8 protein-coding genes, 1 tRNA gene and 1 pseudogene are annotated in these 21,081 nt (G+C 39.9%); 4 read left to right on the top strand and 6 right to left on the bottom strand.

Translation table 11 applies throughout. The annotated features are described in order from the left end of the window. A pseudogene (locus MXE38_RS09475) lies at positions 1 to 339 on the bottom strand (ankyrin repeat domain-containing protein); the annotation flags it as partial. A 745-nt stretch (positions 340 to 1,084) separates the two neighbouring features. Here MXE38_RS09475 and MXE38_RS09470 point away from each other — a divergent pair. The 4 genes from MXE38_RS09470 to MXE38_RS09455 all read left to right on the top strand — a co-directional run bounded on the left by MXE38_RS09470 (position 1,085) and on the right by MXE38_RS09455 (position 12,206). Further along, positions 1,085 to 1,720 carry a class I SAM-dependent methyltransferase gene (locus tag MXE38_RS09470; protein WP_246914222.1) on the top strand — a complete coding sequence of 212 codons (636 nt, stop codon included), beginning with the start codon at positions 1,085 to 1,087 and terminating at the stop codon, positions 1,718 to 1,720. Positions 1,721 to 2,926: 1,206 nt separating this feature from the next. After that, complete coding sequence (locus tag MXE38_RS09465) at positions 2,927 to 4,546, top strand: methyl-accepting chemotaxis protein (RefSeq protein ID WP_246914220.1); 1,620 nt, start codon at positions 2,927 to 2,929, stop codon at positions 4,544 to 4,546. A 300-nt stretch (positions 4,547 to 4,846) separates the two neighbouring features. Next, positions 4,847 to 10,300, top strand: coding sequence for an AAA family ATPase (locus tag MXE38_RS09460; protein ID WP_246914219.1), 5,454 nt, complete (start codon positions 4,847 to 4,849; stop codon positions 10,298 to 10,300). Between the two features lie 115 nt (positions 10,301 to 10,415). Beyond that, positions 10,416 to 12,206 (top strand): hypothetical protein, encoded by a 1,791-nt coding sequence (locus MXE38_RS09455; RefSeq protein ID WP_246914218.1) that lies wholly within the window; start codon positions 10,416 to 10,418, stop codon positions 12,204 to 12,206. 240 nt (positions 12,207 to 12,446) lie between these two features. Here MXE38_RS09455 and MXE38_RS09450 read toward each other — a convergent pair whose 3' ends face one another. From MXE38_RS09450 to MXE38_RS09430, 5 genes are all read right to left on the bottom strand, one after another. Continuing rightward, positions 12,447 to 13,364 (bottom strand): flagellin, encoded by a 918-nt coding sequence (locus tag MXE38_RS09450; protein WP_246914217.1) that lies wholly within the window; start codon positions 13,362 to 13,364, stop codon positions 12,447 to 12,449. Positions 13,365 to 14,930: 1,566 nt separating this feature from the next. After that, the gene (locus MXE38_RS09445) at positions 14,931 to 15,356 is read right to left on the bottom strand and encodes an HIT family protein (RefSeq protein ID WP_246914216.1); all 426 of its coding nucleotides are present in this window, start codon (positions 15,354 to 15,356) and stop codon (positions 14,931 to 14,933) included. A 437-nt stretch (positions 15,357 to 15,793) separates the two neighbouring features. Beyond that, a tRNA-Cys gene (locus tag MXE38_RS09440) sits at positions 15,794 to 15,867 on the bottom strand. Positions 15,868 to 17,197: 1,330 nt separating this feature from the next. Beyond that, a complete protein-coding gene (locus MXE38_RS09435; RefSeq protein ID WP_246914215.1) occupies positions 17,198 to 18,763 on the bottom strand; it encodes an MFS transporter in 1,566 nt (521 codons plus the stop codon). A gap of 227 nt (positions 18,764 to 18,990) precedes the next feature. Next, complete coding sequence (locus MXE38_RS09430; RefSeq protein ID WP_246914213.1) at positions 18,991 to 20,082, bottom strand: glycoside hydrolase family 88 protein; 1,092 nt, start codon at positions 20,080 to 20,082, stop codon at positions 18,991 to 18,993. Between the last annotated feature and the right edge of the window lie 999 nt (positions 20,083 to 21,081).

Below are 21,081 nucleotides of genomic sequence, written 5' to 3'. Positions count from 1 at the left end.
GGTTCCGTTAAGACAGCGCATGCATAATGTTTTGTAAAAATTATTACTTGCATCAAAATAGATCGTTGACTTATTTTGGTGCAAAATAGTGTGATTAAAAAAATCCCACAAGATTTTCAATTGATCCTCTAATGAAGCCCCATGGTCAATAAGAAAGGAACACAGCTTGATGTTGTTGGTAATGATGGCTAGCTCTAAAGGGGTGATTTTGATATTGTGGCTAAGCTCAATAGGCGTGTTTAATGAAACACCTTGGCTAAGAAGTTGTTCAATACTATCTGTATCATTGCGATATACCGCCTCTAAAAGAGGATCAAGGCTCTTAAAATTGCCAATCATACCAAGCTTATACATAGCGCTTCTTCCCTTAGTTGATACGCCAAACATACAATAACCAAATTAATAGGTAAGCTCAGCAAGCACCTAAGCTTCTAAACTCCTAAGTACCCAAGGTAAATATAGCCTAAATTGGCTTGATAAAAGGCAGTTATCTGCAAGTCAGGGAAATTACCTTGTGTAGGAATAGCTGCTTTAAAATCTTTTTAGCAAAAAATATAGTCCGCAAATAATTAAGATTACACCACAGCTAAAAAAGATAAAGCGCAAGCTTCCTCGGCTTAGTAAGGGAGCATGAGGTTTGCCTGTGGGATCGCACAGCCAATTCCAATTCCTTATTGAGCCTATTACTAAAATTAGCCCAAAAAACAGGGTAATGAAATCATTGTACTTAGTAATTAGCGATGAGATGTGCTCTTCCATAAGCGCCTCTCCAACTTATCTAAAAGAGATAAACATATTAGATAGCATTTTGGGGCTGTAGAGCAAAGGAAATTACATTTTTGTCTTGTTTTTTGGTGTTGGTTCAAACTTTTAGCTACTCTCTTGTGCCTACTATGCTACGGATTGGAGCGCTTGCTATCTTTTGGGCAAAAGTATTAAAGTGTGGTGAGAAATTTGAAATAGGTCTTACAGCAAGCACAAAATGTGTTTAGGCTTAACAGAGCCACTAAACAGCGGCTCTCTAGTTTTAGGCTTTAGATAGGCTGCTGTTAGATCATTTTGAAAAATTAATTGAGTATTGATAATGAAATTTTCTGTATCTGACCTCAACAATTTCAACACTTTGTTTGTAGGTACTCCTCAGGACGAGGAAAACAATAATAAGGGTGGTAATCTATTCTTTGGTGATCCAGCCTCCTTTTCTCCTAAAGTATATGATTACATCATTAAGCGCTTTGATATTAAGAGCATTTTAGATGTTGGTTCAGGATTAGGCTTTATTCCTAAGTACTTATCAAGCACTTACAATATTCCAGTTTTAGGCATGGAAGGCTTAGAGTTTAATGTCCAAAATGCCCACTATCCTTTAGCCTATCATGATCTAACCACTGGCCCATTTAACTGTACCAATGTTGATTTGGTGACTTGTGTAGAGGTGGTAGAGCATATTGACCCTAAGTATATTAATAATTTGCTCGATACTTTAACCAAAGGCCGAATTATTCTCATGACCCACGCTACTCCTGGTGATAATGGTGAATTTCACCTTAATGAGCAATCATCAGAGTATTGGATTAAGTTGTTGCAAGAGCGTGGCTATGGCTTATTGTCCATGGACAGCCAAATTGTTCGTAATTTAGCTGCCAAAGAAGAGCATGGTAAAACTTACTTTTCCCAAAGCGGCTTAGTGTTTGCTCGTTTGCCTGTAAGCATCAAATAAGTTAGCTTCCTTTTGTTCATAATAGCCAAGTCTAAAGCCGACTTGGCTTTTCCTTATTAGCTCTACGCTGTTGCTAATAGCAATTTAATTTGCCCACCACTAAACTCATCCTTATAGCCATCATAGGCTAATAGCGCCAAGCTAAAATATCAGGTTTTAGCAGTTCCTTGATAGCAATTCGGCTTTACGAGTTTTTATCTACGCCTTCTAAGAAATCTAAAACACACCACAGAGCAGTTCAATTACCTTTATCTTATATTCTGGCTGTAATTTGCAAGGAGTTGCATGGCTGTGAAGTGCCTCGCATTCAATTACATGCTTGGGTATGGATTAGTGAGGGCTTGGTTAATCTTGTCTTTCCTTGCTTTTAATTTGCAGGGTTGGTGAAAGATTCATTGAGTTGTTAGAAAGGCTAATTTGCTCTAAGAAGCAAATTAGCTCTACATTGTTTGCCAAATGATTCCCTTGAAGGCACGTTTAAGGCAGCTTGTTTGGGGTATTTATGTTAACTAATCGCATCTTGGTAGGGCTGGATAGGACTTGGCAAGTTCAGGTCAGTAAGTCCAGGTCAGAGTCTGCTCAGCTCAGCTCAGCTCAGCTCTGGTCGGCTCAGCTCTGGTGTGGATAGGATGGCCGTGAATGGGCAGCGAGGTTGTGCTGATGTAGAGGGTGTTTGTTTGCTTTGATTTGATGGGGTAAGGGCTATCTTTTTTGGTGGTTAGTGGTGGTAGGGAATTATTGCAGAGAAACAATATTTTTTGTTGTTAGATGTGTAAGCCTCCTCAATTAAGGATATAATTAAATTTTTCCATAAGGGGCTTCCTTATTTAGTTTATCTTTTTTTGTTGAAGGTTTGCTTTATCGTATAGCAAATAATCTTACAAATAATAAGGTTAATTTAGCAAAGATTTTTTAAAAATTTGCTTAGTTTTGATTTATCTAGTGTTAAGTAGTTCATGCACTATTAATTCATTCATTGACCTTAACTGCTCTTAAGCCTAGTTGGGCTGTAAGTGGGTAGAATTCTTACTTTTTGCTTAATTACATACTTGCCTACTGTTTAATGTGAACAGAAGGACGGCAGGGTTTTGTGTGGCTATTGCAAAAGTAATTGAGGGTTAAGGGCATGAATAATGGGCTTGGCTGCTAGTAATAGCTTAGGCTGCTTTGATAGTTTTGTTTAGATAGAGCATGGGGAGTTAAAACATGTTTTCTTGGTACTACAACTTAGGCTTAAAGGCAAAGCTACAAGTGAGCTTTGCTGCGGTCATTATTTTAATAATGATCATCTCATCTACTGCATTGGTGCAGATGTCTCGTAGTCGCGATGTGTCTTTGACTATGCAAAGCACTTTAACTGATCGCTATGCTCGTGTAGATGGTGTTCTGGTCCAATCAGTAGATGTTCTCCAAGATATTATTACCTATATTGATCCCCAAATTAGTAGCCGCAATCATAATGCTACACAAACAAGTATCCAAGAGTTAGTTAATAAGGCTCGTAATTTAAGAGCAGTACGTTTCCCAACTGAGATCAATCGTATTCAAGCCAATTGCGATAAGCTCATGCTTATCTTTAATAGCGAAATTAAAACTGCAGTTGATAAGCATGACTTTAATCAAGCCAATGTGGTTTTTAATGAGTTAGGTGTACCTGTATTGGCATCCATCTTACAAGATTTAAATTCTGTTCGTAGTACCCAAATTAATGAAATCTTATCCTTAGCCGAGGTGCCTACCCGTACTCGCCCATTATATGTAATTTCTTTCTTATCTATCTTTGTGATTGTTGTTAGTATCTTAGTAGCTTCTGCGACTGCTAATTATTGCCGTAGAGCTATTCAGGGGGTACAAGATTCTATTAATACTATTGAAAGAGGCGATCTAAGCAATGAGATCAAGTCTCTGTATAATGATGAATTTGGCAACTTAGCTCAAAGCCTTGAGAGCATGCGTATTATGCAAAACAATTTGCTAAAGGATATGATTAATGCCAGCAATTTTGCTCGTGATAGCATGCACTCTATGCAGTCTAACATGTCTGTAGTTAGCCAAAATGCTCGTGAGGCTGAGTCTTTAACTATTAGTGTAGCCTCAGCTACCGACCAAATGGTTTCAACTAATAAAGAAATTGCCAACAATTGTGAGCAGGCAGCCATGCTCGCCGACAAATCAAGTGCGATTACTAAGAACGGTATTTCTGAGGCTAAGGGTTCTATTGCTAATATTTCCAATCAGTCTGAGCAAACTAAGAATGATAGTGAGCAAATTGAGGCTATGATTAACCAAACTCGCTCCATCAACTCTATTGTTAGCACTATTGATGAAATTGCCTCTCAAACTAACTTATTAGCCTTAAACGCTGCTATTGAGGCGGCTCGTGCTGGTGAGGCTGGTCGTGGCTTTGCTGTGGTAGCTGACGAAGTTCGTGCGCTAGCTAGCCGTACTGCTGTTTCTATTAACGAAATTACTGAGATGGTGGGACGTATTGAGGTTGATGCTAATAAGGCCTCTGACTCTATGAGCCGCTCTGTTAATGATATGTCCAATATTGCTACTGAAACAGCAGGTTTAGAGTGCATGCTTAATGATATCTTAGGCCATGTGGGAGATGTAAACCTTCAAATTACTCAAATTGCTAAAGCTGTAGAGCAACAAACCTCAGCCTCATCAGAGATTTCTGCTCATATTCAGACCTTAACTAGTAGCGCTCAAGAGTTTTCCCAATTAGCTGATGAGAATATGAGTCTGATGGCTAAAACTACTGATGCTATCGACAATTTACACGATAAGCTAAACAAGTTTACCTTAGCCAAGATTAGTTAATCTCTAAAACTATTTTTAGCACTTAAACCAAAAGCGCAGTAATCATTTGTGAAAGCTGCGCTTTTTTTATGTTTTGTTTTGGTACTTAATTTTTTGTAACTTAGGCTTATATTGGCTATTGGTGTGAGTAGGGGCGGCATTGTGTTTGACATGGTCGCTATCTTTGGATAATGTGAGTAGCTTATAATACCTATAAGATAGTGTTTTACCTGAAAAGACTTTATGGGAGTAATTTTTGGGTAAAAAGAGCAAAGTGTTTTTTAGCTACCAATTTGGTTGTCAGAACATTGGTTTAATTTTATGAGTAAAGCAAATAAGAGCAATAAAGATGAGATTGTAAAGGTAAGTGCTGCTTTAGATGAAAAAGAGGACTTATCTCCTTTAGCACAATTGATTCAAAAGGGGCTGTACCTTGATAGAACCATGCAGCTTAAAAAGCTCTATGACAGTACCCCAAGTCGTTACGATTTCATTATCCGACCTCGTGGTTTTGGTAAGCGTATCTTAGCTGATACCTTAGAGGCTCTCTTTACTCATGACTTTGATACTTTAAAGGGAGTAGCAGCTCAAGGCTCCTGGCAAGAACCATATCGTCAGGTAGTAAGACTTGATTTAAGCAAAATCTCTAATATTGAAAAGTACTACTATCCAACTTTAGATTTATCAACCAGTAATATTAAGCGTAATGGCTTAGGTCTTCCTATAGATTTGGATAGTGGCGCTAAGAATGAGTCAGGGCTAGATCAGTCAGGACAGGCACAGTCACTATCTCAAGAGCAAGCTAATAACAAGAGCTCTCAAAGCAGCGCTCAGCCTAATGCTTTTCAAGATGCGGATATTTACTCATTTAACTCCGATCTCTATACCTTACTCTTTAACGAAATTACTAATAATTCTTCACAAGAAATACCTATAGCTAGTGGTATGGAGCGTGATGGCTCATCTGAGGACTTCTCTACTATGCTGAGCATTTGTTCAGAGCGTAGTGCTATGGGTCAGATTAAGGATTTATTAGATCGTTGCCGTCTTAACAGTAGAGTATTGATTGTAGAGAACTTTGATGTGCCGCTAATCAGTTCTTTACATAATCCTAGACTGTATAACTATCGCTCCCGTGTCTTAATAACCTTTATGAACTTGCTTGGCTATTTCAAGCAAATCTTTAGGCATGTCATTTTCTTAGGTAGTATCAATATTGACTACCGCAAGGGCAAAGACGAGTATCCTCCATTTATGGATTACTTGCCTATGTCTAAAGAGTTTTCTTACTCCAAGTTTTCCAGCACTTTATTAGGTTTTACTAGAGAAGACTTAACTAGCAAACAATTTAAGCCTTGGCTTGAAAAAGCTTTAGCTAAGATGCAACAATCTTGTAAAGACGCTAACGAAAGCTATATGCCAACTATGGAAGATCTCTTGTCTTCACTTGAGGATCAATATGGTTACTATAGCTTCGATAAGGTTCATACTGTCTTAAATCCAACTTCGGTAATTGCTTTTCTAACTACCCCAGAGAGTAGAGGCATTTTTAATAGTCATTGGTTCGTTAAAAATGTACCAAACTTTAATTATTTGGCCCGCATAGCTCGTATGACCCAAGAAGAAATGATCACATTTATGACCATTATCTTTGCAGGTAAATTACAGCTTACTCCAGAAAATGTAATGCTGCCTGTATTGATCAATGATCAAGGTTTAGAAGATGGTCTGGGTAAAGCTCAAGAAGAGGCAGAAAATAGTGATAAGGCTGATCCTATTAAGGAGGAGCAGCCTAATAAAGCTACGCCTATGGCTATGCCTGATGATATGTTGGATGAGCTAGTTGAGGAAATTGATAATAACAGTAAGGAACTATCAGATTTAGAGCATAGTGCCTTTGCCTCTGATGAGGGTATAAGTGATCTTAGCGCTAGCGATGATGTGGCTGTAGAGGTCAATGAGAATGGCCAAAGTGTACATAAGGCTATCTCTAATGAGTTTGAGTCTATAGCTGAATTGCGCCGTGCCAATGATGATGAAATCCTAGCTCAGGGCTTTCCAGGTATTCCTTTCCCTATTATATTTTATGCTATGGGCTATTTAACTTGTTGCCGTATTAAAAAAGGCGAGATGTATAGCTCAGTAGTTAATTGTGAAGTATTTTTCAGTTTAAAAAATATCCTGTTTGCGCACTACTTCAAGACTCCTACTAGCAAGCAATTAGAAATAATCTTGGATGATGAAGATTTCTTCCCTTATAACGAGAAAAAGTTACGTAAATTAATTGCTCCACTAGTAAATAATATGAGATTGGAGCACTTTAGAAAGCCTATTAGCGCTAAGAGCATTAGAGCTTTGGTCATGATGTGGCTACAGTTGCAAAACTGTACTACTTATGTGGAAGCTATTGGCTTAGAAGATCCATTATTGCGTGATTTAATTGCTAAAAAGCAAGCTAAAGCTGCATCTGGTGTTGAATTTAATGGTCTTTCTAATGCAGAGCACGTACCTGTAAATGAGCTTGAACAAGCCCTGTTTAATGCTCAAGAGCAAAAACTTAAGCAGCATAAAGCACTAAAAGAGCAGCCTCAGTCCCAGACTCAGGCGCAGGCCCATACTGCCGCTCTGGACCAGGTCCAGGATCAGGCCCAAGCCCTGGTTCAGGCCCCATCTGAACTTGAGATTCTAAGTGCAGCACATGACCAAAATGCTCACAGCGAAAAGCTAGGTAGTGTAGCGGCTGTTGTTATTGATGAGAGCCAAGAGACAGACCTTGCTCCAACTGAACATCCTATTCCTCCGCGTATGGTTAATCCTGACGAGGATCAGAGCTATTTGCTTGAGGTTGATGAAAAGGATGTTATAGAAGCTATGGAGCGCTTCTATAAGAAAAACACAGTAGTGGTTGCGCCTAATAACAGCCAAGGCTCTCAATCTAAGGCTAACCAACAAGAACAAGCTACACAAAGTGAAGATGTTTCTGAACTTGAGTTGCTTGATACCCTTACTGATTTATTAGACAGTGAGGATAAGGCTCTTTTAGAGCAGCAAAACCAAGCACAAGCAACTAAGACAGAGCAGGATAATAAGCCTAATAAAGTTATCTTGCCTATCGATTTATTAAAGCCTGAGGACTTTGTATTAACTCAGGAGGAAAAAGATAAGAGAAAGCGCAATAGACGCATTCGCTTGGCTAATAGTAATGTGCAAACCAAGGCTCAGGTCCCACAAGAAGGTTCTGCTTCTAGCCAATCAGGTAGCGTAACTGGCCCTGTCGATGAAGTATTAGCCCCTGGCGATAAAAGAGGTGAAATCGACTATGCTAAGCGTGCCTCAGAGTCTATTGATCGTATCTCTAAACAGACAGGGGTAGTAAACAAAACTATAGCCGAGCTAACAGGCAATGCCCCAAGCTCAAGTGCCAGCGCCGCTGCTGCCGCAGCAGCCGCTGCCGCTGCCGCAGCTGCTAAAGCCAAGACTCAGCCTCAGGAAATTAAGATCCATACCTCGAATCAGGGCCGCAAGGTTTTAGGTTCTAATAAGCTAACTGGACTTGCAGCTTTATTGGCTACGCAAAAGCAAGTTGATGAGCTTAAAAATGGCAGCAATGCTGAGGGGCAGTCACAACTTGATTTAGATAAGCTTAATGATTTTTCTAATATGACTGTAGTACCAAAGCATATGGTATCTGCACGTTTGGCTTGTAACATTCAAGATCTTAAGAAGTCTCAAGCTGAGCAATTATGGGAAAATTTAGAAAAGCTGGAGCAGACACAAGATTCTGCATTGCAAAGTAGTAATGCTGATATGGTTAACCAAAACATTATTTGGAATTGGAAGCCATATCTGGATTTAAATCATCAATTTGCCATTATTAAAGAAGCTAAAGACAGTATGCAAAAGGCTAAAGAGCTAGAGCGTATTGGTGCCTTAGCTCATAAAGATGGTGATGATAAATTAGCGTCCCAATGTGAAGAGCTGCTCTCTAAGATAGAGGATCTCTCTTTAAATGATCCTGATTTTGCCTCTGGTAAAGACCTGGGCTCACTATTTATGTCTCAACTTAACTATGTGGCTAGCCACAAGCATACTCTTGAGGCAAATATTATTTTTATTAGCTTGCTCAAAGACATTAAAGACCAGCAGTTACTTCGCTGCTTCCTTGATGGAATGGAGATCTTACATAATATAAATGAGGGTCATATTGAGAAACCTCAATCCAAAGCTGAGTTTTTAGACCTTATTAATGTCGAAACTGCACAGCAGCGCATGCTGAGCTTTAAAGAGCGTGCCCAAAACCTGCTTAATATCTCTATGGAGATGTTAAAAGATTTAGCCTTGCAAAAGCTAGCCGCTGAGGCAACTTTGGCTAAAGATTTAGATGCTGTCATCTTTATTAATAAGATCCTCTTAAGCATTCATGATAAGGTTGAGGCGCAAATTAATAACTTCCAGGCTAAAGACTTGTTCAATATGGAGGGCTCTACCCTTCCAGAGTTGGATGGTAGCCTTGAGGGCACCAGAATTGTTAAGGTAGAGTTGCCAGCAGAAGAAGACGATAGTGATGATATCGACATGTCTTATTCTTACCAGTTAAGTAATAAGCCTGTGGCTAGACCTCTTAATGATGGTGAGCAGTTATTATTCCAGCTCAATCACGTGGCGCTGATGGCTGATAATGCCTATAACGCCATCTCATTAGATGAGCACTGCAATTTGACCTTATTCAATGATAAAAATGCTTTAATCTTTGAATTTGGAGTAATTAATGAGGAAGATGATGCTAATAAGGTAGTGTCAAACACAGCCTTAAAGCTTGCTAAGGTTCGTAATCCAATAGCTGCTGTACTTGATAGATCAGCAGCCGCTAAGCAGCAAATGCATACTATTTCTTTAAGTTTGGTAGCTAAAATCAACGATGATGGCTGTACTTTAGTTGATTTAAGCAAAGTACGTGATAATCAAGAGTCTATAGCCAATGGTGATATCCAAGGTCTATACACTCCATACTTCTATCGTAATATCCAAAACCACTTAATTGCACTGGTTCCACAAAATTACGATGTAATTGATTTTCCATTTGCCCCAAACAACACCAAATCAAAGGCCAAGGCCTCTGCTAAGGCCCCAGCAAAAGCAAACGCCCCTGCCAGGGCAAAGACCTCTGCAAAGGTCTCAGCTAAGAATGAGATAAAGGCACCTGCTAATAAGCCAAAGGCTAAGAGCACTGGGGTTGCTAAGAGTGGTAACGAGCTTCAAGCTCAATCTAAAGCCAAGGCTCCTGAACAGGCTAAAGCACCTTCCAAGGCTAAAGCCCCTGCAAAGGCCTTAGCTAAGGGTGAGGTAAAGGCACCTGCTAAGCCAAAAGCTCAGAGCACTAGGGTTGCTAAGAGGGGTAACGAGACCCCAACTCAAGTAAACGCCACAGCAAAGGCAAATGCTAGTGCCCAAGCAAAAGCCCCTGCAAAGGCCTCATCTAAGGGTGAGGTAAAGGCACCTGCTAATAAGCTAAAGGCTAAGAGCACTGGTGGTGCTAAGAGTGGTAATGAGACTCAAGCTGAGTCTAGAGTAAAAGCCTCTACTAGAGGCAAGGCTACTGCTAAGGGTGATGCTAAAGTTCAAGCTAATGCTACTGCTAATACTAAGAGCAAGTCTGTAGCAGCAAGTAAGCAAGCTAGGGATAACGCCACCACCAGTACAGGTGAGCAGAAACAGCGCAAAGCTAGAGCTGGCTCAAAAGCTAAAACTCTAAGCAAATCTAAAATTAGCAATTAAATGCTAATCTAAGGCTACCAAACTAGGGATTAACTACTAAGTATAGGCTTAGGGTTAAGCAAGTGAGGTAGCCTTTATTATTTTTGGTAAGACCAAAAAGCGTGTGGAGGGAACTATGAGCAAGAATAATAAGCTTAAATTTGGTTTTCTGTTTGGCGCAGGAGCAGAGAAAAACTTTGGCCTGCCTGATGGTGGTGAATTTGCTTTATCTTTGTTTAACCAAAACTATACTCCGCTCAAACAAGAGTTCTTAGACGCTCTTAGGCAGATTATTGCTCATTACCCTGATCCACAATCCCCTTATCGCAAATGGCTTGATTACACTAACTCCCATAAGAATCAAATCCGTAGCTTTAGCAAACAAGATTTCCAGATTGTTTTAGAGTCTAGTGCTGAGCAAAAGAAGCAGGCCATTATCAAGTTTCTTAATGATATTGATAATCAAGCCAAAGAGATTTATACCAATCTTTCACCAGAACACAAAGCCCCTCCAGCTCTTAGCTCTATAAGTGAAAATACTGATACCCCAATTAAAGCTTGGTACGATACCTTAAAGGGCTTATTGAAGCTTAATCAAGCTCAAGAGAGCACTAATATTAAGCTCAATCAGTATTTTGAGACTGATAAGGATTTAAGCAGCTTTTTGCAGTCAGAAACTTTTGCAATTTTACTTACAGCCTTACGCCTGCCTCAAAGCAAAGACGAGGAAGAAGAGGTAAAGGAAAAGACTAAAGTCTATACCAAGATCCCAAGTAAGATATATCAAAGCCTAAAAGCCTCATGTAAGGTAATGCTCTATATGGCTCTTATTGCATGTGGTGATGACATCCTAAAATCACTAAATAATTGCGTCTTTTCATCTGATAATGATCAAGATCAAGTATTAAGTGAAGTTAGTGCTCTCTTTACTATGGATAATAGTGATGCCGCAGAACAAATCTTTGATTTCATCCAGCAAGCTCCATTAACTGTAGACAGCAAAGAAAACTTTGATGGCATGAAACCTTTAGCTAAGCTTAATTTAATCATTAATAAGCTTTCTCGTCAGCTCTGTGCTCAAGCAATGGACTACCAGAAGCTCATTGACAATTATTTTAGATACGTAATGACCCCAAGCACAGACTGGGCAAAATTTACCAAAATCATTCTTTTCTTAAGAGCTGCCTATGAGGCCATAGTTAATCCTAGCGTTAGTGATGAGGATTTAAAAAAGCCAAGCTATTATCAAGACATTATCAAAGCTTTAGCCCAAGAGGATCCAGCTTTTACTTTGGTAGCTTTAGGTTCGTCAAACTATATCGACTTCTATGGCAGATTAGTGCATTTGCTAGCGGATGAGCTAATACCAGCTACTACTGATAAGAAAAAGTACTGGCAAAGATTTGGTACTTTAGAGCGTCTTAATGGTGGTGTGGATGAGTTCTACAACCCATTTAAAAACTCATTAGTAAAAGCTACTGAGGTGGATGCTAACAATAAGTTCTTAGCCCATCATCAGTTAGTTGCTCCTTTCTTCTTTACTCAAAGCGGTATTAAGCCTATTACAGCCATTGAAGTGTCTTGTCGCTATGCTGACCTTTATCGCAGCTACTTACAGGCCGATGCCATTATAGCCATTGGCTTTAACTTCAACGCAGACGACAACCACATTAATACTATCTTTAGAGACTTGGTAGAGAGTAAGAAGAAGCATTTGATTTGCACTTCTATCTACCAAAACAAAACTCCTACTGAGCAAGCCAAGCTACTGTGCAACAAATTGCGTATCGATCATCCCGATGCTCAACAGCGAGTACATGTACTCATAGTAGACAAGGAGCACAGAACCCTTACCCAAGGAGACAACATAGGCTCCCTCTGGCTTGACCACATCATTAAACGTCTGCCAACCATATTGCATGGTTAGTCCAAAGGCAAAATAGGGCCTTACCAAGCACTGTATATACAGGACACACAGAAAGGCCTTAATAAGTAGCTAAAAGGCCTTAAAAGGCTACAGCCTTAATAGCCTTTGCTATTCAAAACCACAGTTAAGCTGGCAACTTTGCAAAACAACTAACTGTATTAAAGCAAAACAGGCTCAAACCATGAAGTAAGAGCCTGTTTTTGAACCAATAAGGTTAATAGCTAATCATTAACCTATTAATTAGCCAAGCATAGAGAGGGCTAATTGTGGACGGCTGTTAGCCTGCATAAGCATAGAGGTGGCAGCCTGTTGAATAATTGATTGTTGGCTTAAAGCAGCTGACTCTTCAGCAAAGTCTGCGTCACGAATACGTGAACGTGCATCAGCCTGATTTGCAGCAACGTTAGACTGGTTGCGGATTGAGGATTCAAGTCGATTTTGGATGGCACCCAAGCCTGAGCGCTGGCTATCTACACGGGCAATCATGGCATCCATAAGGTCAATAGCAGCCTTAGCTGATGAAGCTGTGTCTAACTTAATAGCAATACCATCAGCAGATGCCTTGGTACCATTGTTGGCTTTACCCTTAACATCGGACCAGAGAGCCTTAAAGGTGAAGTTATTGATACTAAAGGTAATAGCATCACCGTTATTAGCGCCAACCTGTAAGGTCATTTTAGCGCCTTTTGAACCATCTTGAGCTTGAGCGCCACTGTTGTAAATTGATCCAACAGAGTTACCAACTAATATGGTTTTTCCACCAAATTTGGTTTGCTGAGCAATACGAGTAATTTCAGCAGTTAATGCATTAGCCTCAGTGGTGAGGGCTTTACGATCCTCGGCGGTATTTGTACCGTTGGCTGATTGTACAGCTAAGGTACGGATCTTTTGGAGCATGTTGGTGGTCTCATCAAGAGCACCTTCCATGGTCTGAGCTAAGGCGATACCGTCGTTAGTATTGCGGTTACCTTGGTTAAGTCCGTTGATTTGGGTAGTTAAACGGTCAGCGATTTGTAAGCCAGCGGCATCGTCCTTGGCGGAGTTAATACGCATGCCTGAGCTTAGGCGTTGATAAGTAGTAGTTAATTGGTTCTGAACGTTATTTAAATAGCGGCGGCCATTCAATGAGGATATATTGGTATTTACATAAACTGCCATGATGATTACCTCTATAAATTTCATTTAAAAGTAAAACACATGGTATTGAGTAAAACATAGAGTTTTTCATCACAGCAAATTGAAATGTGCTGAAGTTAACTCGAATAGCATGTGAGTGTATTTCTTGCTTACAATTATATTAACGACATGAAGAAAATTTATTTTGCAATTTTTGCAAAATCAAAGCTAAATAAGATAAAAAAGGGATTTTAGAGCTATTTTATAGATATAAAGGTAAGCATCTATTTAAGGATAAAATGATAATTAAGGGCAGGGGATAGGTAAGGAGTATGAATTATTATCAAGGAGCAAAGAAAAAGCCTCGCTTTTTGCAAAGAAAGGCTTTTTGGCGGCAGAAACTTATTGTGCTGATTTAAGTCTCCACCTATTTTGGTTGTTGAACCGATGTATAAGAGACTTGGTCTTACGTGTCTTTGCCCGTCTCTTTAAGAGTTTCGTAGGGAAATGCCTTGTCCTCCAATTAAAGAAATACGAGGACAAGACAATACTCACTAACAACAAACAATGTCTAAAACTGTTATCTTAAGGCAAGCTCCTTAAGACGGGGACTATTTTCCCTAATGAATGTTAAATTTGTGTTAAGTCGAAGTTAATAATAATAAATTAGTGGTACAAAAAAGCGCCTTTAAAGGCGAAACCCAGTATTTAAGCCATGTTGGCAATCGTTTGTAAGGAAAAATATTTTTTCGCAAAAAATACGATATTTATCAAAGGTTAAAGGCTGCATATAGAACAAACAATCGTTTACGGAATTTTTTAGTGAAATAATTTTTTACGCTGTTAGGGTGTTGCTGGACACTAATTTGTTAAAAATAAAGTCATAGTTGTGTTAATTAAATATTAAATAAAACTGAGCAAAAGGCTAGATTTATCAATATTATGTGAACGCTAATAATTTTAGTTAGCTAGCTTTTATCATGTTCTTTTCAAAACATCTTTGCTAAAAAATGCCTTATTTATCATGATTGTTAAAGTAACATACGGCACATTCGCTCTAAGTAAAATTGTGCTTTTTGCTCTTTAAGATAATCAAATGTTAAAAAACTGTGTGCTTTTTGATAATAACTTTAGGAGCTTTAGCTACCTCTAATTTGGAAGATGACCTTGCAATTGAGGCTCTGTCTCATATCAGTGCTCAAAAAGATGGTTAATTGCAAGTTGTGCTTATACACTACCCCATTAAGAGGTCTATCTATCTTGATGGCTAAAAGTCTGCTCATTAGGATGGCCTTTAGGGGTCAGGAAAGTTGGTAAAGTGAGGAAAGGCGCAGAGAATCGCTAAAAAGTAGGCTGTTACAACTACAGCTACTGATACTTGTGCTAGAGCTAGTGCTAGTGCTGGCTCTTGCTCTGGTGCTAGGGCACTCTCTTGTGTAGGGCGTGCTGTGAGCCTGAAAATTAGTGCTGGTGTTGGGCTGGTGCTGGTGCTGGTGCTGGTGCTGGGGGAGTGGGCAATAAAAATGCCCTAGGCTGGGCTTGGCTAAATGGGATTAGCGTGGCTAGCTTAGGGCAGAGGTATTTGTTTCTATAGGAGAAGGATAGGGCTTATTTAATGTTTAATAAGCGCTTGTAGTCTTCAACCATCTTTTGGTATTCAGCATCGCTTAAGGTGACCTCGACCTCTCCTTTGTCCCAGAAGAAGTGGCCCCATTGGAGCTGATCTTTGTACTTTGGAACAATGTGCATATGGACATGAGGTACACCATCACCAAAGATACCGTAGTTAATCTTATCTGGGTGGAAGAGTTCACTCATAGCCTTGGAAACAGCAGCTACATCAGCAAAGAAGCCTTCACGCTCCTCTGGAGTCATTTCGTAAACTTCGGTACGGTGGCCATCTAAGGCAACTACTACACGGCCTAAGTGATTTTGGTTCTTTAAGATGAAAAGGGTAGAGTGAGGTAATTTGCCAACCTCAATTAAGAGCTCTGCACGCTTCTCGTGGGTATTATCACAATACATGCAACTCATTGTGAAGCTCCAAAAGACAAGAATTTAGTCTATAAGAAAGGAAATCTGAGTAGCTTAGAAAGCCGACGGCCCAAAATTAAAAGCCTATGACCATCGGCTCAGCCTTAACAGTGTTAATTCTGCAACAAATTTCTCTAAATATCTGTGATGTAGCACGCAAAATTGAACAGTAAAATACTAGTATTCTACTCTACAAAAAGAGCTTTAAATCTTGATAAACAAGATAAATAAGCCTGACGATAGATAAAATTATCCTAAAATTTTTTTGACATTCTTGTATACCAATATAAGAGCAAATTAACACTTATCTATGCAACAACAGGTAAATCAATAGCAGGAGAGCAGATTTGAAAATTTAGTAGGGTAGGAAAAGATTAAGATAGATGTATAGATACAACGTTTATATAAAAGAAAAGAACCTTAAAGGTTCTTCTTAGTGGAGGCGCGTTCCAGAGTCGAACTGGACTAGACGAATTTGCAATCCGCTGCATAACCGCTTTGCTAACGCGCCGCTTTGTGTTGCTTGGTTAAGCTTAGCTGCTCAACTCAAGTGACGCTCATTATAAGGGTTTATCTAACCATGTCAACAACTTTTTTAACTAAACACCCTGATTGCTAGCCAAAAACAGCACCAAAAGATGATTTTTATCGCCTTTAAGTGCCCAAAAAATATTTTTATAAACCTACTTTTAGATAGCGTATATTTGGCTTAAAAACCATATTCTTAGCCAACTAAGATGCCAAAGACAAATAAGCTAGAGCAAAAAATAACTAGCAGTTCTACAGTGCTAACCTCCTAGCCCGTAATCTTAATTAAGGCCAGAACCTTCAAACTCACCGCAGGTTAAATACCTTAAATTGAAGCTGAGGTTAATACTGAGCCGAGCCCAAAGATGTAAGTTAAGCATGCTAAAGTGCCAGGGTCATGCTTTAGTTCCTTATTTTATTAATTGTTTGATTGAGCGAAGTCATAAGCTCAAAGCTCCTGTAGCTCAGTAGTGATCCCGTATTCAATAGGCTGATGTTTGGTGCGGTGCTGTATGGCGCTGTATTTCTCAACCTTGCGCTGCGTGGAGATGGTAGGCACGGCAGTCCACTGAGATGGGCTGTGCATTGCTTGGCTGTGATGTTTGGCGCTGTATTGTAATGTGATGCGTTCTAATGTGAGCAGATGTAATGTTAGACACTATGCTTTGCAGCTCTACTCAGTACTTTACTGTAATGAACTGTATTGTGAGCAGCTGTAATGTGAGGCTCTATGCTTTGCTGTGCCAGGCTTTTCTGTATTGTACTGTGCTACGTTTTGTGGCTCTGTGCCGTGCTTATGGAACTGAACTGTAATGTAAGTAGCTGTAGCTGTGCTATAAGGCGATGTGCTGTGCTGTGGTGTGCTTAGCTGAGCTTGGCTGGGCTGTAATGTGAAGCGGCTGTTGGGTGGCCTCTTGGTTAGTGGCTGCATCAGGAGGGTATGGGAGTGTGGTGGGCAGATAAAGAAAAGTCCCAGACTAGGAGAGGTCTGGGGCTTTAGTGCTTAAGATAAACTCTGGTTAAGAGTCTTATGACTATAGTGTTGGGTAGGGCTGGTGAGGCAAAAATACCGTAAGTGGAGAGCATGGTTGGTAGCAAGGCCTCCTAAGCCCAGTTTAGTTGTTGAAAATCTGTTGTCTTTACTGTTGTTTTTAGGAATTGGGCTCAATGACTGGTTGGTGCTTTAGTAATTGAGCCACTACATTTTTAGTTTTATTTTGCAAAAAATTGGTATTGTTTCTCAGGATGCCCAAGAAGATTGTGTGTGAGGTGATTGCTTCTTGGGCTAGATAGTTTGTTAGTTGTAGTTAAGTTTAGTTTTGAACTGCTGGGGCTGGCTGAGGCTGAGCCTCGGCTTCACGGACATTGCGTAAAGTCCAGCACTTTTCGTACTTGTAGCCAGTTAACTGCTCTACAATTTCTTTAACCTCAGGGGTAACATCATCTTTGCTGCCGCCTTCCTTTAAGCGCTGTACCTCTAAGCATACAGTGCGGTGAGTTTGCTTAGTGAGTTTTAAGCGTAAAGCTGCTAAGCAACCAATGCCTAAGAATACTAAAGGAACAATTACAGCCATGATCATGATGCCGAACTGAGTAAAGTCGCTTTGTACTGTGGTGCCCTTGGTGTAGCCGAATGCTGCTAAACCTAAGCCGATTGCAAAGGCCTCAATACCAGTGGCTGCACGGGAGAATAAGGTGTTGCAACCTGCAAAGATACCCTCACGACGCTCACCGTGAACAATTTCGTCAATATCAGCCATGAATGGGAGTTGGAATACAGGGATGTAGTCAATACCAGCACGGCCAGCAAAAGCGATGATAGCAATAGCTGCCAAAGCATAAACTTGATTGTCAGAGCCGATGGATAAGGTTAAGCCGTAGAAACCTAAGCAACCTAAACCAACTACACATGTGAAGAACATAAAGGTCTTTGGTGCGCCAAATCGTAAGCATAAGAAAATGCATAAGAAGAGGCCAGCAAAGGAGGTCATTTGAGTAATACCAAGTACCCAGGCAGCATCTTGTTGAGAGATAAAGAGTACAGATACTACAAAGTAGGTGAAGATACCAGTTGCTAAGTTCTTGTAAATACAGCCCATAGCTAAGATTATGCAGTGTAAGCGATAGGCTCTGAGCTTAAGAGCTGCCTTAACATCACTAAGAATGGACTTAAAGATTTCCTTTAAAGAGCTGGTGTTAGCGCTAGTGTGAATGTCCTCAATTGGCTTTTCAAAGGTAAACATCCAAACTACGATTAAGGATAAAGCCATCATTACACCGTAAACTACACCAGTCATAAAGAATGCAGTTGTGTCTTGCTGACCATAGATTTGGAACATTAAGCCAGGGATAAAGGCTGCAATAGTAGAGGCTACTACACCGCAAATCTGCTTACCACCAGTAAGTTTTGTCTTGTCCTCGGCACGACGTGTCATCTCAGCAGGTAAGGAGATACAGGACACAATTACCATGGTAAAGACAATTTCATAGAGTAAGTTAATAAAGAAGTAGTAGAACAAGCCCATACCAGGGATCCACATAGCAGGGAATACTACTAAGATGCTAGGGATACCAAGTAAAATAAAGAAGCGACGACGGCCAAAACGACGACCTAAAGCATTCTTGTAGAAGTTGTCAGTAATAAAGCCCATTACTGGGTTTAATAAGGCATCGAAAATACGTGCTGTAGTAAAGATTAAGGATGCGCTAATTGCATCAATATCACACATGGTAGTGTAGAAATACATCAACCAAGCACTAATGAGCACAGTAGAGCCACCACCTAAGAAGTTAACTGAGGCGTAGCCAATAATATTCATAATGCCAATACGACGCTCATAATGAGGAGTAGTCATATTAGTAGTAGCAGATTGAGTCATAGTTTTCTTCTCTAGACAATTTTATCCTGCTCTTAAGAGCTGTTAAGAGCATGGACATAAGCTAACTTACTGCATTTTTACTCTATAAATTGAGGTTGAATTAACAAAGCAAGGTTGATAATTTTAGAGTAAAAATGTTGATTTTAAGTTGTACAAGCCCTTGGCCGTCCCAAAAGAGGGGCACCATTAAGATCAATGAGCAATAAAGGGGACTTGTTGTTTAGTAATTAAAGGCGCTCAAACTCGGTGCTAGCAAACAAGAATGGGCCAAGGCCTTTAGGTTCGTTAGAAATAATTGGCTCGCTTACGTAATAGGCAAAAGTACCGTCACGAGTAACACCACCTGCACCACCTAAGCCTGCGACGTAGCAGATCTTATTGAGGTTGTAATGGCCGTCCTTAGTCTGTGCAATAAATTGAGTAATTAGGCCAGCATAAGCATTCTTAGCGTGCTCCATAAACTCGTTCTCTAATACACCTAAGCGCATAGCCTTAAAGAGGGAGGCAGTAATCATGCAAGAGGCTGAGGCTTCTAAGTAGTTTTGTGGCTCATTGGCAAGATTTAAGATCTGATACCAAACATGAGCTTTGCTATCTTGTACCTTAAGCAAGGCCTTTAAGCACTTGTTGAGAATCTCAGAAAGTTCTGCATAGCCTTGGTGAGTCTTAGGTAAGTACTCTAAAACATCAGCTAAAGCCATAACATACCAGCCCATAGCACGGCCCCAGAAATGCTCAGAAAGACCAGTCTCTTTATCAGCCCAGAACATAGATTTGCTCTCGTCATAAGCGTGATAGAGTAGGCCAGTAGTGCTATCTACTAAGTGAGGATAGGACTTGGTAAACTGAATTACGATATCGTCAAAATCACTCTCTTGACCAAAATGAGCTACATAAGAGGCCATAAAAGCAGCACCCATGTATAAGCCATCACACCAAATTTGGTGAGGGTAAATCATCTTATGCCAGAATACGCCCTCGCTGGTGCGTGGGTGAGTCTTGGTTTGGCTGTAAAGAAGCTCAGCTGCCTTCTTATAGCGCTCTTCGTGAGTCTCATCATAGAGCTTGAGCACCATCTTGCCATTGTTTAAGTGATCAATATTGTACTCATCAAGGCGATAGCCATTAATAGTGCCATCTTGGTTAATAAAGGTATCCATGGTCTTGATAATAAAATCAAGATACTTACGATCACCAGTGGCCTTATAAACTTCATAAATACCCTCTAAGGTTAAGCCATACTCATACCCCCAGTGGTCAGTAAGTTTAATGTTCTTAGCAATAATGCTATCAGCCATAGCGGAAGAATAGTTGATCATAGTTGCAATCCTGTAATGTTGTTTATCGTTGTCGCACTCATGACCTATATAGAGCAACAGACTTGCCAACTTTAAATAATTTTTTCAAAACACGCATTCTTATGCCAAAAAATAGCTTAAACACTCCTATACAAGTATTTAATGGCCTTTTAACATTCTTTCAAATATGAAAGATAATTTTTTCTTTTCTGTAAGTTATTTCAATTCTGCAACCCCACGTCGTCGCTAACTCTTTAATAGCTGCTTCCAGCCCCAGCTCCTATTAACCAACATGCCCCATCCATTCAGTAGCGCAAAAATACAAAAAGACAAACAAACAAACAAACAAACAAACAGACAAATAAATAAGCAAGCAAGCAAGCCAAAATAAGGAAGTAACAACATCTTAGTTGACTAGCAATATAAGGAGGTAACAAGACTTTAATCACAACAGCTATGAGTGGAGTTGTGTTTTGAGTATTTGTCCGACTGCCTTTATGTCTCAATAAGCCAATAAGCCAAGTACGTACGTACGTACTTACTTACTTCTTTATTTCTTTCTTTATTGCTTGCTGAGGTAGCAAGCAAGATAAGCCTTGGGACATTCATTAGTGGAGGCTTTTAGCGTTTATTAAGACTTAACCAGAAATGTATATCCCATCCTTAGCTTGCTTTAGATTGCATCTGCTAGCCTCATATAAGATTGCAGCAGCAAGTCTTGCCTAACTTAGAGTCGTTTTGATTTTTCGTGAACTTTGTGGGAGCCCTGCAGGAGCCTTTGAGGGCTTGATTTGCTTTTGTTTGCTTTGCTTTGCTTTGCTGGAGTTGGCTTGGGCTAGATAGTACTTGCTGATGCTTTGTGTGCCATGCCTGAGGCTGCTGTGAGCTATCTTAGGAATTGTCAACAAATTAAAAGAACAAACTAGGTACAACATATTTTATTAAATATGTGTATATTGTAAACTAATACTTTATGTCTTTACTTTAGGGGGTTGTCATGCGTGATACTTACGAAATTAG

This window comes from Anaerobiospirillum sp. NML120448, assembly GCF_023050945.1.
In the GTDB taxonomy this organism is placed as follows: Bacteria; Pseudomonadota; Gammaproteobacteria; order Enterobacterales; family Succinivibrionaceae; genus Anaerobiospirillum.
Note: the sequence above shows the minus strand (reverse complement) of the source record. Positions and strands in the feature narration are given on the sequence as shown.